Raw genomic sequence first — 13,339 nt, 5'->3', positions numbered from 1 at the left:
GATCGGCGTGTAAATGGCCGCTTGTAGTGATGATCGAAAAACCGCTACGCGAAGGACTGTCGAACAAAAGTGAGAAATAGCTGAAATTTCTTTTTCTTTGGCAGCCAGCATCAAACTTTCACCTTTTTCGGATGGATAAAGACCAACCTTAACGATTATTCTCACAACGCAGTCGGAGGCCACAAGCCTTTCATCTGTAGTTTTACTACTCGTCTATACATTCGAAAGGCTGAAATGCCGGATGATTTGTAGTAAAACTACACGCCGCCGGAACAACCTGTCGGCAATCCAAGAATTTTAAATCGTCTGCCCACAAGGCCAGTCGCAAACTCAGGCAACCGATTCTGGAAGCCTTTCCGCCCTGGAGCAAGCCATGCAAGACCTCGATCCCGTCGAAACCCAGGAATGGCTGGACGCCCTGGAATCGGTTCTCGACAAAGAAGGCGAAGACCGTGCTCACTATCTGATGACCCGTATGGGTGAACTGGCGACCCGCAGCGGTTCGCAGCTCCCTTACGCCATCACCACGCCTTACCGCAACACGATCCCCGTTACCCACGAAGCACGCATGCCTGGCGACCTGTTCATGGAACGCCGCATTCGCTCGCTGGTACGCTGGAACGCGATGGCCATGGTAATGCGTACGAACCTGAAAGATTCTGACCTGGGTGGTCACATCTCCAGCTTCGCTTCCAGTGCGACCCTGTACGACATCGGCTTCAACTACTTCTTCCAGGCCCCGACCGACGAACACGGCGGCGACCTGATCTACTTCCAGGGCCACACCTCGCCAGGCGTTTACGCCCGTGCATTCATGGAAGGCCGCATCACCGAAGACCAGATGAACAACTTCCGCCAGGAAGTCGACGGTCAGGGCCTGTCGTCCTACCCGCACCCTTGGCTGATGCCTGACTTCTGGCAGTTCCCGACCGTTTCGATGGGTCTGGGCCCGATCCAGGCGATCTACCAGGCTCGCTTCATGAAGTACCTGGAACACCGCGGTTTCATCCAGCCGGGCAAACAGAAAGTCTGGTGCTTCCTGGGCGACGGCGAGTGCGACGAGCCGGAATCCCTGGGCGCCATCTCCCTGGCCGGCCGCGAGAAGCTGGACAACCTGATCTTCGTCATCAACTGCAACCTGCAGCGCCTCGACGGCCCGGTTCGCGGCAACGGCAAGATCATCCAGGAACTCGAAGGCGTGTTCCGCGGTGCTCAGTGGAACGTGACCAAAGTCATCTGGGGCCGTTTCTGGGACCCACTGCTGGCCAAGGACGTCGACGGCATCCTGCAACGTCGCATGGACGAAGTCATCGACGGCGAGTACCAGAACTACAAAGCCAAAGACGGCGCGTTCGTTCGTGAACACTTCTTCAACACGCCTGAACTCAAGGCGATGGTTGCTGATCTGTCCGACGACGAGATCTGGAAACTCAACCGTGGCGGCCACGACCCGTACAAGGTCTACGCGGCGTACCACGAAGCGGTCAACCACAAAGAACAACCGACCGTCATCCTGGCCAAGACCATCAAGGGTTACGGTACCGGTGCGGGCGAAGCGAAGAACACCGCGCACAACACCAAGAAAGTCGACGTCGACAGCCTGAAGCTGTTCCGCGACCGCTTCGACATCCCGGTGAAAGACGAAGAGCTGGAAAACCTGCCGTTCTTCAAGCCGGAGCCAAACAGCGCCGAAGCCCGTTACCTGGCCGAGCGCCGCTCTGCACTGGGCGGTTTCGTACCTCAGCGTCGCGCACAGAGCTTCAGCGTACCGACTCCGGATCTGGACACCCTCAAGGCGATCCTTGACGGTTCCGGCGACCGTGAAATTTCCACCACCATGGCGTTCGTGCGAATCCTCGCGCAACTGGTCAAGGACAAGGAAATCGGCCCGCGCATCGTTCCGATCATCCCGGACGAAGCCCGTACCTTCGGTATGGAAGGCATGTTCCGTCAGCTGGGCATCTACTCGTCCGTCGGCCAGCTCTACGAGCCAGTCGATAAAGACCAGGTGATGTTCTACAAGGAAGACCAGAAAGGTCAGATCCTTGAAGAAGGCATCAACGAAGCAGGCGCCATGAGCTCCTTCATCGCTGCCGGTACTTCGTACTCCAGCCACAACCAGCCAATGCTGCCGTTCTACATCTTCTACTCGATGTTCGGCTTCCAGCGTATCGGCGATCTGGCCTGGGCCGCTGGCGACAGCCGCACCCGTGGCTTCCTGATCGGCGGCACCGCCGGCCGTACCACCCTGAACGGTGAAGGCCTGCAGCACGAAGACGGTCACAGCCACCTGCTGGCTGCCACCATCCCGAACTGCCGCACCTACGATCCGACCTACGGCTACGAGCTGGCGGTGATCATTCAGGACGGCATGAAGAAGATGACCGAAGAGCAACAGGACATCTTCTATTACATCACCGTGATGAACGAGTCCTACCAGCAGCCAGCGATGCCGGCCGGTGCCGAAGAAGGCATCAAGAAAGGCATGTACCTGCTGGAAGAAGACACCCGCGATGCGGCGCACCACGTACAGCTGATGGGCTCCGGCACCATCCTGCGTGAAGTCCGTGAAGCGGCGAAGATCCTGCGTGAAGAGTTCAACATCGGCGCCGATGTATGGAGCGTCACCAGCTTCAACGAACTGCGTCGCGACGGCCTGGCCGTAGAGCGCAGCAACCGTCTGAAACCTGGCCAGAAGCCTCAGCGCAGCTACGTCGAAGAATGCCTGAGCGGCCGTAAAGGTCCGGTCATCGCCTCTACCGACTACATGAAACTGTTCGCCGAGCAGATCCGTCAGTGGGTACCGTCCAAGGAATTCAAAGTCCTGGGCACCGACGGTTTCGGCCGCAGCGACAGCCGCAAGAAACTGCGTCATTTCTTCGAAGTCGACCGTCATTTCGTGGTGTTGGCAGCCCTGGAAGCACTGGCTGACCGTGGTGATATCGAACCTAAAGTCGTGGCCGAGGCCATTACCAAGTTCGGCATCGACCCGGAAAAACGCAACCCACTAGACTGCTGAGGAGAAACTCTGTGAGCGAACTCATTCGCGTACCTGACATCGGCAGCGGTGAAGGTGAAGTAATCGAACTGTTTGTGAAGGTCGGCGACCGTATCGAAGCCGACCAGAGCATCCTGACTCTGGAATCGGACAAGGCCAGCATGGAAGTGCCGGCCCCGAAAGCCGGCGTCATCAAGAGCCTGAAAGTGAAGCTGGGCGATCGCCTGAAAGAAGGCGACGAACTGCTGGAACTGGAAGTCGAGGGCGCCGCAGCTGCGGCCCCTGCTCCGGCTGCTGCTCCTGCCGCCAAGGCCGAAGCTGCACCGGCTGCCGCTCCTGCACCGGCTGCACCAGCTGCTGCCCCTGCTGCCGCTTCGGTTCAGCAAGTGCACGTGCCGGACATCGGTTCGTCGGGCAAGGCCCAGATCATCGAGATCCAGGTCAAGGTCGGCGACACCGTCGAGGCTGATCAGTCGCTGATCACCCTGGAATCCGACAAGGCGAGCATGGAAATCCCGTCGCCTGCCGCTGGCGTGGTCAAGGCCATCAGCGTCAAGTTGAACGACGAAGTCGGCACTGGCGACCTGATCCTGGATCTGGAAGTGGCGGGTGCTGCGGCCCCTGCTGCGGCCGCTCCGGCCCAGGCTGCTGCTCCGGCCGCTGCCGCTGCTCCGGCGCCTGCCGCTGCTCCGGCCGCACCGGTTGCCGACAGCGTTCAGGACATCCACGTTCCGGACATCGGTTCGGCCGGCAAGGCCAAGATCATCGAAGTGCTGGTCAAGGCTGGCGACAGCGTTGAAGCCGACCAGTCGCTGATCACTCTGGAATCCGACAAGGCGAGCATGGAAATCCCGTCGCCTGCCGCTGGCGTGGTGGAAAGCGTTTCCATCAAGCTGGATGACGAAGTCGGCACCGGCGACCTGATCCTCAAGCTGAAAGTCAAAGGCGCCGCTCCGGCTGCTGCCCCGGCTCCAGCTGCCGCTGCTGCTCCGAGCGCTCCGGCACCAGCCGCTGCTGCTCCGGCTGCCGCTGCACCTGCTGCTGCCGCTCCAGTTGCTGCTCCAGCCAAGCCGGGCGCCAAGGTTCACGCCGGCCCTGCCGTGCGTCAACTGGCTCGAGAGTTCGGCGTCGAGCTGAGCGCTGTCGGCGCCAGCGGTCCGCACGGTCGCATCCTGAAAGAAGACGTGCAGGTTTACGTCAAAGCCATGATGCAGAAGGCCAAGGAAGCACCGGCCGCTGCTGCTGGCGCAACCGGTGGCGCGGGCATCCCGCCGATTCCGGTCGTCGACTTCAGCCGTTTCGGCGAAATCGAAGAAGTGCCGATGACCCGCCTGATGCAGGTCGGCGCCGCCAACCTGCACCGCAGCTGGCTGAACGTGCCGCACGTAACGCAATTCGACTCGGCGGATATCACCGAGCTGGAAGCGTTCCGAACCGCACAGAAAGCTGTCGCAGAGAAGGCCGGCGTGAAGCTGACCATCCTGCCGCTGCTGCTCAAGTCCTGCGCACACCTGCTCAAGGAACTGCCGGACTTCAACAGCTCGCTGGCACCAAGCGGCAAGGCGATCATCCGCAAGAAATACGTGAACATCGGCTTCGCCGTCGACACCCCGGATGGCCTGCTCGTACCGGTCATCAAGAACGTCGACCAGAAGAGCCTGCTGCAACTGGCCGCCGAGGCCGCTTCCCTGGCTGAAAAAGCCCGGACCAAGAAGCTCTCGTCGGACGAGATGCAAGGCGCCTGCTTCACCATTTCCAGCCTCGGCCACATTGGCGGTACCGGCTTCACGCCGATCGTCAACGCGCCGGAAGTGGCGATCCTCGGTGTTTCCAAGGCAACCATCCAGCCAGTCTGGGACGGCAAAGCCTTCCAGCCGAAACTGATGCTGCCTCTGTCGCTGTCCTACGATCACCGTGTGATCAACGGCGCCGCTGCTGCACGCTTCACCAAGCGTCTGAGCGACCTGCTGGCGGACATCCGCACCATCCTGCTGTAAAGCGCTCGGCCCTCCGGCAACGGAGGGCCGACCGTGTTCCACGTTTTCGAGCGCCACACGCTCGTACCTCAACCCCGTCAGTTTGGCGGGGCTTTTTTTTGCCTGAAATAACGTTCGCCTGCACTTTTCCCACAACTTGCGCTGATATAGGCCACGACTTTAGTCCACTTCAAATCGATATTTTTCAGCGACAGGCAACTAACCTTGGCGCATCAAAGTTGCACCGAAAAGCCAGGCAACTTTATCAATCACCAACACTTATTCGAATGGATTCGAACATGCTGAAACCTACTGTCGGCCCGATCGTTGGCCACACAACAACTAATCAGGCGCGAATTTTCATTCGTGGCGGACTGCAACATAACGCTGCCGTATTTGCCGGCATCCGTTACCGGATATTGGATTCGCAACAATGGCAGACGGGCCAGTTTGTAAAACTGGATTCAACCCGCGACATGACTGAAGTGCTGGTGCTCGATCATTTGCAAGCCGACACCGAGTACGAATACCAAACCGGCTGGTTCAGCCCGATGAGTCCCGTCCACACTATCCACAGCGTGGCGGAGCTGCCGCTGCAATGGCCACGGGATATCTATCGCCTGCGCACCCGCAGCAGCCAGCTTTTGCAGCCGCGCGCCTACATCCTTGGTTCCTGTCGCTACCTGCGCATGACCTCCGGCATCCCGGTGCTCCCGCACCTGGGCGACCGGATCTTCGCGTCCATCAGCCAACTGATCGAAGGCGCACAACCGGCGATCAGCGCCATCATGATGTGTGGCGATCAGATCTACGCGGACGATTTGAACCTGTTCGCCCCGGACCGTGACTATGACGACTTCATTGCAAAGTACCGTGCGGCGTTTTCCCTGCCCAATATCCGACGACTGATGTCGGAGACTTCGACTTACATGATTCTGGATGATCATGAAATAGAAGATAACTGGCCAATGAACGCCCACGAGTCCGATGAAACACTGTTTAGCAATGCGATGAAGGCTTACGAACTCTATCAAGCCAGTCATAGCCCTGCTTATTCATCAACAACTAACGGCACAATCGACTGCACTTCACTGAAGCACTACTGGTATCAATTCAGCGACGGCGATATCGAATGGTTTGTGACGGACAGTCGAACTCGCCGCGACTTGTCGAACAACAACCGTCGCATCCTCGATGAACAACAGGAACAGGCCTTGTGCACGTGGCTGGTCGAAAGCACGGCACGGGTCAAGTTCGTGGTCACCAGCGTCATGTTCTACCCCGACCGCAAAATGAACGGCGATGATGCCTGGGCGGGCTTCCCCGAACAGCGCCTGCGCTTGCTGGAAACCATTCGCCAACATCGGCTCAGGAACGTCGTGTTCATTTCCGGCGATGTGCATGGTTCGCTGACCAGTCGCCTGAGCCACAGCGAAGACCCGGACTTTGAAGTACACACCGTCGTGTCTTCACCGCTGAGCAACAGCAAACTGCTGCCCTACGCCACCGCCGCGACCTTCACGCTAGATCAACCGCTGGCGCAGACCGAGGCAGGCGAATACCGGCACGCGCTGACCAGCCAGGTCATCAGCCAGGACAACTTTGCGCACATGGTGGTCGAGGCCGGGCGGATCCAGGTCAACTATCACGACCGGGATGGCAGGCACCTGCAATCCATCGATATTCCGTTGCGATGAATCCAGCGGCACGACCGTTCCGGATGCCCGAAGGCTCTGGAACGGCCATCTCCACGGTTGATAGCATTAGTTTCCGGCAAGTGCTGGAGAAATGTTCACTGCAGCCGACATATTCTTATAGCACTTGGCCTTCATGTCTCTTGTCAGTCGGTGCCGCAATGATGCAACCTTGCCGCAGGCAACAGTAAAGAGGGCGAGAGCCCGGCGCGTTCAGCAAATTTCCAAGCGAGTTCCCTTCATGAAGAGCCAACCCGATGCCGCCAGCCGTATGGTGGCCGAGGTAGTGACGCAGTTGCCTGTGCCCTCGCGGCTCGGCATGCTGCGTTTCGAGCGCCTGAATGAAGCCAGCTGGGCGATGCTGTTTCTCGATCCCAACTGTGAACGCCAGTTCGGCCAGCCTGCCGTCGAACTCTGCGCTTTGGTCGGCTCGCCCTACGCCAGCCTGATGGAGCCCGAAGCGCGCTATCAGTTGCACGACGCGATCCAGCAACAACTCGGCGAAAGCCCGCATTATCTGGTGCGCTACACCCTGCACACCGCCGCCGGCGCGCTGAGCATTCTTGAACTCGGCGAAGCCTACAGACAGCACAACCGCCACTTGCTGCGCGGTTACCTGCTGGCGGTCGACAACGTGTTCGACGAAGCACCGACGCTGCCGTCAGTCGACCTGGAAACCCAGAATTCACGCCTGCAAATCGCCCTTGAGCTCAATCAGCGTGCCCAGCAGGAACAACTGCAGCATCTGGAGCGGGTGCGCGCCCAGCAGGACCTGATCCTGCTGCTGGCCCGCCAGCGCTACAGCAGCCAGAACTCCCTGCAAGAAGCCGCCGAACTGATTACCCGTTGCGCCTGCGATATCTATGAAATCGACTGCGCCAGCCTGTGGAATCTCGAAGGCCAGAAACTGGTGCCGATCTCGGCGTACCACCGCGCCACCCAGGAATACATCCTGCCGGACGTGATCGACGTCAGCGGCTTCCCCGATTACATGGAAGCCCTGCACGGCAGCCGCGCCATCGACGCGCACAATGCGATGCGCGACCCGCGTACCCGGGAAATGGCCGAAGCCCTGCGCCCGCGTGACGTCAACGCCATGCTCGACGCCAGCATCCGCGTCGACGGCCAGGTGGTCGGCGTGTTGTGCCTGGAGCAGACCGGCGTCACCCGCGCCTGGCAGTCCGACGAAATCGCCTTTGCCGGTGAACTCGCCGACCAGTTCGCCCAAGTCATCAACAATCACAACCGCCGCACTGCCACCAGCGCGCTGCACCTGTTCCAGCGCGCGGTCGAGCAGAGTGCCAACGCCTTTTTGCTGGTCAACTGCGACGGCGTGGTCGAGTACGTCAACCCGAGCTTCACCGCGATCACCCAGTACACCACCGAGGAAGTCCACGGCCAGCGCCTGTCGGAGTTGCCAGCCCTGGAAAACTTAAGCGAGCTGCTGTTCGACGCGCCCTCGGCGCTGGCCAAGAGCAACAGCTGGCAGGGCGAGTTCAAGAGCCGCCGCAAGAACCTCGAACCCTACTGGGGTCAGTTGTCGATCTCCAAGGTCTATGGCGACAACCGTGAGCTGACGCATTACATTGGCATCTACGAAGACATCACCCAGACCAAACTGGCGCAGCAGCGCATCGAGCGCCTGGCCTACACCGACAACCTGACCAACCTCGGCAATCGGCCTGCATTTATCCGCAACCTGGATGAACGCTTCGCCCGAGATAGCGATACCCCGATCAGTCTGCTGCTGGTGGACATCGACAACTTCAAACGGATCAACGACAGCCTCGGCCACCAGACCGGCGACAAACTGTTGATCAGCCTGGCCCGGCGCCTGCGCAACAGCCTCAGCCCGAGCGGCAGCCTGGCGCGGTTCGCCAGTAATGAATTCGCGGTGTTGCTCGACAACACCGACCTCGAAGCCGGCCAACAGATCGCCAGCCAGCTGCTGATGACCCTCGACAAACCGATGTTCGTCGACAACCAGTTGATCAGCGTCACCGGCTCCGTGGGCCTGGCCTGCGCGCCGCTGCACGGCCGCGACCCGCAGACCCTGATGCGCAACGCCGGTCTGGCCCTGCACAAGGCCAAGGCCAACGGCAAACATCAGGTCCAGGTGTTCACCGAAGCGCTGAACGCCGAGGCCAGCTACAAACTGTTCGTCGAGAACAACCTGCGCCGCGCCCTGACCCAGAACGAACTGGATGTGTTCTACCAGCCGAAGCTGTGCCTGCGCAGCGGTCGCCTGCTCGGCATGGAAGCATTGCTGCGCTGGAACCACCCGGAGCGCGGCATGATCCGCCCGGACCAATTCATCAGCGTCGCCGAGGAAACCGGCCTGATCATTCCGATCGGCAAGTGGATCGCCCGCCAGGCCTGCCGCATGAGCAAGGCGCTGACCGCCGCCGGCATGGGCAATCTGCAAGTGGCGATCAACCTGTCGCCCAAGCAGTTCTCCGACCCGGATCTGGTGGCCTCGATCGCCAACATCCTCAAGGAAGAAGCGCTGCCGGCCAATCTGCTGGAGCTGGAACTGACCGAAGGCCTGCTGCTGGAAGCCACTGAAGACACCCACTTGCAGCTCGACCAGCTCAAGCGTCTGGGCCTGACCCTGGCCATGGACGACTTCGGCACCGGTTACTCGTCGCTCAGTTACCTGAAGAAATTCCCGATCGACATCATCAAGATCGATCGCAGCTTCATCCATGAAATCCCGGACAACCAGGACGACATGGAAATCACCTCCGCCGTGATCGCCATGGCCCACAACCTGAAACTCAAGGTCGTGGCCGAAGGCATCGAGACCGCCGAGCAGCTGGCGTTCCTGCGCCGACACCGCTGCGACGTCGGCCAGGGCTACCTGTTCGACCGGCCGATTCCGGGCGGCGAGCTGATCCAGGCGCTCAAGCGCTACCCGCGCGGCCCGCTCTGCCTGTAAACCCCAAGACAGTACCCGCACATTTTGCCTAGTGATTAACCGGGCATCATTGGGCACACTGGCGGTCAGACTTTTTACATCCCATCCTGACTGAGAGGAACGATCATGGTTCTGCGCTCGGAAATTCTGGTGAACAAAAACGTGCTACCGACAAAAGAACAAGCTCTGCCTGGCCGCGAAACCGCAATGACCCTGCCTGAAAAGCACTTCGTGTTCGAAGACACGCCGCTGCTCGGCCCGTTTTTCGAAGACGTCGATTTCGCGATCTTCGGCCTGGGCTGCTTCTGGGGGGCAGAACGCCGCTTCTGGCAGCGCGAAGGCGTGGTCAGCACCGTGGTCGGCTACGCTGGCGGTTACACGCCGAACCCGACCTACGAAGAAGTCTGCTCGGGCCTGACCGGCCACGCTGAAGTGGTGCTGGTGGTGTATGACAAGGCCAAGGTCAGCTACGAAGAGCTGCTGGCGATGTTCTGGGAACTGCACAACCCGACGCAGGGCATGCGCCAGGGCAATGACATCGGCACTCAGTACCGCTCGGTGATTTACGCGACCCATCCGGAGCAACTGGATGCGGCGCTGAAGAGCAAGGCTGTCTATCAGGCTGAGCTGTCGAAGGCGGGTCTGGGTGAAATCAGTACCGAAATCGAACAGGCACCGACCGTTTACTTCGCCGAGACTTATCACCAGCAGTATCTGGCGAAAAATCCGGAAGGCTACTGCGGGATTGGCGGCACTGGCGTTTGCATGCCACCAAGCCTGGCGGGTAACTGACCGCGTCGTCTGACCGCGACCACTGATCGTTCCCACGCTCCGCGTGGGAATGCAGCCCGGGACGCAGAGCGTCCCAACAGCGGACGCAGAGCGTCCATTGAGGCATTCCCACGCTGACGGTTCGACGCCTCGACGTGGGAACGATCATTGACGGTTGATCAGCTCTCGGCGATCAACCAATCCATCTGCCACCCACCCTGGGTCTGCCCAAGTTTCTTGGACAGCCACGGCAGCAGCTCACGCAATTCTTCCTCCAGCCCCCACGGCGGATTGGCAATCGCCAGGCCAGAGCCGTTCAGGCTGTTCGGCGTGTCCAGCGGATGCACCAGCAGCTCGACCCGCAGCAACTTCGGCGCACCGGTGCCGGCCAGATCCTGATAGAAACGACGCAGCGCACGCTGATCCTTCACCGGATACCATATCGCCGCCACGGTCTGACGCATCCGGCCGATGGCCTCTTTCATCGACGCCGCACAGCGCTGCATTTCATCGAGCTGTTCGAACGGCGGATCAATCAGCATCACCGCGCGTTTCTCCTGCACCGGCAACATCGCACGGGCCACATGCCAGCCCTCGCCCAGATGCACTTTCACCCGACGATCACCGGCCATGTTGTCCTTGAGCAGGACGCCGTCTTCGGGGTGCTTTTCGTTGAGCATCACCCGATCCTGCGGCCGGGTCAGACGCCGCGCCAGCTCCGGCGAGCCCGGGTAATAGCGCAACTGGCCATCCGGGTTCATCTCGTGCAGCACTTTCATGTAGTCCGCGGTCAGCGCGGGCAGATCCGGCTGATCCCACAAGCGCGCGATGCCTTCCAGGTACTCGCCGGTACGGTTGGCCTGATCGCCCTGCAGGTCATACAGACCGATGCCGGCGTGGCTGTCGAGATAGGCAAACGGCTGCTCCTTGCGCGACATCAGGGCGATGAGGCGGGTCAAGGTCAGGTGTTTGAACACATCGGCGTGATTGCCGGCATGGAAGGCGTGACGATAATTCATGGCTGCTCCTGCGAGGGCCGTGAAGTTTACCTTTTACCGGGCGGCAAGTCAGGGGTTGGGGGCTGAGTGGGTGGTCTTGCTGTCGGGTACATCCGTGAGAGCCCCCTGAGATAGATGGGATCTAAGGCAAAAGCAACATCAAGAAACAACTCGCCATAGATACTCTTCATCTCTTGAACAAAGGGAATGCGAAGATCGGTCGCACTTAAAACCTGTAAAGAGGGACATTTACATGGGAAGAAAGGTGATCGGAATCGGCGCTCCGACCTCAACCGGTGGCGCAGTGCTGGAAGGGAACGCCGGAATCAACATTGATTACGCCGTAAGCACATCCTCCATCGGCCACATGGCCAGCTGTCCGGCATGCAGTGCAGGCAAAGGCCCTATTGTGGCAGTCGGCCCTCGAACAGTTACATTACCCGCCGGACCGGTCGCACTCGAAGGTGATTACATCGCCTGCGGCTGTCCACCAAAATCCAACACGCTCTTGTTCGGTCAATCGTCTGTTTATGGTGGCGGTGAACATAGTGCTGCGAGCTTCTCTGCGATAAGCAGCCTTATTCCAAAGCCCAAAACCATACAACGAATAACCTTCTCGTACGGGGAAAGCCAAACTCCCGTGGACTCTGTGTCGCGTTTCTATACCGACCTCAATATTCACGTAAAAACATCCGGCTATTCACCCGGTGAAACGGTAACTGTCACGATCAGTGGCGCGACAGAAAAGACGTTGTCGGGCACTGTCGGAGCGAAAGGAATCGCGATCATCCCGAATGCTTTTCAAGGGGAAGCATTTGATATGGAAGGAGAGATCTAATGGCCCAGGTCAATATCAGTTCAGGCGGCGTGAGCTCCAACATCGTCGTCAAAAGGCCAAAATTCAGCACGCTGTGGACTGCCTACGCAGAGGTCGGCCTTAAAAGCTCAATAGATGTTTATGCGCTTGTCGGGGGCAATGTCGAGGCTGCCAGAGCAGAAAAACCGGACGCCTATGCAAACGCCTGTGCTTTGAGGATAAGCAGAGGATTCAACTACGGCGGTTACAAAATCCCGAAAGGAACGATCATTCCCAGCAAATCCATCTATCGTCTGGCCGGCGCTGATCAGCTCCCCTACATCATGAAAGTCGCGGACTTTCTGGCTTTCCTGAAACACAATTGGGGGGCTCCCGATCACGAGTTGACGCTGAGCAACGCAGACTTCATCAATGGCAAGAAGGGCGTCATTATCATGGAGATCACGGGATGGAGCGATGCGACGGGCCATGCGACTTTATGGAATGGTAGCGCCACTGGAGACAACAGCGACTACCATCGTCCCGATAGCCATACCTATGACCGGCCAGACGTAAAGCTGGAAAAAATCAACTTCTGGGAGTTAAAGGGATGAAATTCCAGCTACTCGTCGCAATAGGCATTCTGGGTATTTCCGGAAGCGCCCTTTCAGGTGAGGCTGCAGTAAACAGTGCAAGAGTCTCACTGAAGAATTACGGTCTCGCCAACTGCATATCGAATCAATTCAAGTCTGAGTCCGACATAAAATCGGATCTTGGACTCGCTATTGGCGCCTACTCGGCCATGGGTAAGGGGCAACACGTGATACTGCAGAATGAAGATACGCTGGAGGTCACGCATGATCCGTATGCTGAGACTGAGAAATACATGGCAGGTGCATACCTCAAAACGTCCTCAACCAGTAAACAGACTGGTAAAAACATAGTGTTCTATTCTTGTCTGGAAATTTATAACTCCCCAGAGTTTGACGCTTTCATCAAGTCGCAGGATCAGTATCTGCAAAACTGAAATCTTCTCGCCTGACTAAATGATCCTTTCAAACCGATGCTGGAAGAATCTCTGGAAAGGGCTGAGAGTGAGGTCTTGCTAATGATCGTTCCCACGCTCCGCGTGGGAATACCTACAGGGACGCTCCGCGTTCCAGGCGTCCACCGCAGTTGTGGCTGATAC

Annotated in this window: 9 protein-coding genes; 8 read left to right on the top strand and 1 reads right to left on the bottom strand. The window is 58.9% G+C overall.

Going from position 1 to position 13,339, the window contains the following annotated elements:
• The first annotated feature begins 373 nt into the window (after positions 1 to 373).
• The 5 genes from aceE to msrA all read left to right on the top strand — a co-directional run bounded on the left by aceE (position 374) and on the right by msrA (position 10,377).
• Positions 374 to 3,019 (top strand): pyruvate dehydrogenase (acetyl-transferring), homodimeric type, encoded by a 2,646-nt coding sequence (gene aceE, locus LOY31_RS02375; RefSeq protein WP_007952295.1) that lies wholly within the window; start codon positions 374 to 376, stop codon positions 3,017 to 3,019.
• Positions 3,020 to 3,030: 11 nt separating this feature from the next.
• Positions 3,031 to 4,995 carry a dihydrolipoyllysine-residue acetyltransferase gene (gene aceF, locus LOY31_RS02370; RefSeq protein WP_240872119.1) on the top strand — a complete coding sequence of 655 codons (1,965 nt, stop codon included), beginning with the start codon at positions 3,031 to 3,033 and terminating at the stop codon, positions 4,993 to 4,995.
• Positions 4,996 to 5,273: 278 nt separating this feature from the next.
• Entirely contained in the window at positions 5,274 to 6,671 is a 1,398-nt protein-coding gene (locus tag LOY31_RS02365; RefSeq protein WP_085608457.1) for an alkaline phosphatase D family protein, read from the top strand.
• A 238-nt stretch (positions 6,672 to 6,909) separates the two neighbouring features.
• Entirely contained in the window at positions 6,910 to 9,606 is a 2,697-nt protein-coding gene (locus LOY31_RS02360) for a bifunctional diguanylate cyclase/phosphodiesterase (RefSeq protein ID WP_085608456.1), read from the top strand.
• A 105-nt stretch (positions 9,607 to 9,711) separates the two neighbouring features.
• Positions 9,712 to 10,377 (top strand): peptide-methionine (S)-S-oxide reductase MsrA, encoded by a 666-nt coding sequence (gene msrA, locus LOY31_RS02355; protein ID WP_007952303.1) that lies wholly within the window; start codon positions 9,712 to 9,714, stop codon positions 10,375 to 10,377.
• 158 nt (positions 10,378 to 10,535) lie between these two features.
• Here msrA and LOY31_RS02350 read toward each other — a convergent pair whose 3' ends face one another.
• Positions 10,536 to 11,375: a 23S rRNA (adenine(2030)-N(6))-methyltransferase RlmJ gene (locus LOY31_RS02350; RefSeq protein ID WP_007952304.1), complete on the bottom strand. Its 840-nt coding sequence runs from the start codon at positions 11,373 to 11,375 to the stop codon at positions 10,536 to 10,538.
• Between the two features lie 232 nt (positions 11,376 to 11,607).
• On the opposite strand from LOY31_RS02350, the gene LOY31_RS02345 reads away from it, so the two are divergent.
• Genes LOY31_RS02345 through LOY31_RS02335 form a run of 3 tightly spaced genes read left to right on the top strand, consistent with a single transcriptional unit; the run spans position 11,608 to position 13,177 of the window.
• Positions 11,608 to 12,192, top strand: a complete 585-nt coding sequence (locus tag LOY31_RS02345) for a PAAR domain-containing protein (protein ID WP_127796711.1) — start codon at positions 11,608 to 11,610, stop codon at positions 12,190 to 12,192.
• Positions 12,192 to 12,764, top strand: a complete 573-nt coding sequence (locus LOY31_RS02340) for a type VI secretion system amidase effector protein Tae4 (RefSeq protein WP_127796710.1) — start codon at positions 12,192 to 12,194, stop codon at positions 12,762 to 12,764. Before LOY31_RS02345 ends, LOY31_RS02340 begins: the two co-directional genes overlap by 1 nt.
• The gene (locus LOY31_RS02335; protein ID WP_127796709.1) at positions 12,761 to 13,177 is read left to right on the top strand and encodes a hypothetical protein; all 417 of its coding nucleotides are present in this window, start codon (positions 12,761 to 12,763) and stop codon (positions 13,175 to 13,177) included. The genes LOY31_RS02340 and LOY31_RS02335 overlap by 4 nt, the downstream gene beginning before the upstream one ends.
• The last annotated feature ends 162 nt before the right edge of the window (positions 13,178 to 13,339 follow it).

Origin of the sequence: Pseudomonas sp. B21-021 (assembly GCF_024749205.1) — a bacterium.
GTDB classification, from domain to species: Bacteria; Pseudomonadota; Gammaproteobacteria; order Pseudomonadales; family Pseudomonadaceae; genus Aquipseudomonas; species Aquipseudomonas paraglycinae.
Note: the sequence above shows the minus strand (reverse complement) of the source record. Positions and strands in the feature narration are given on the sequence as shown.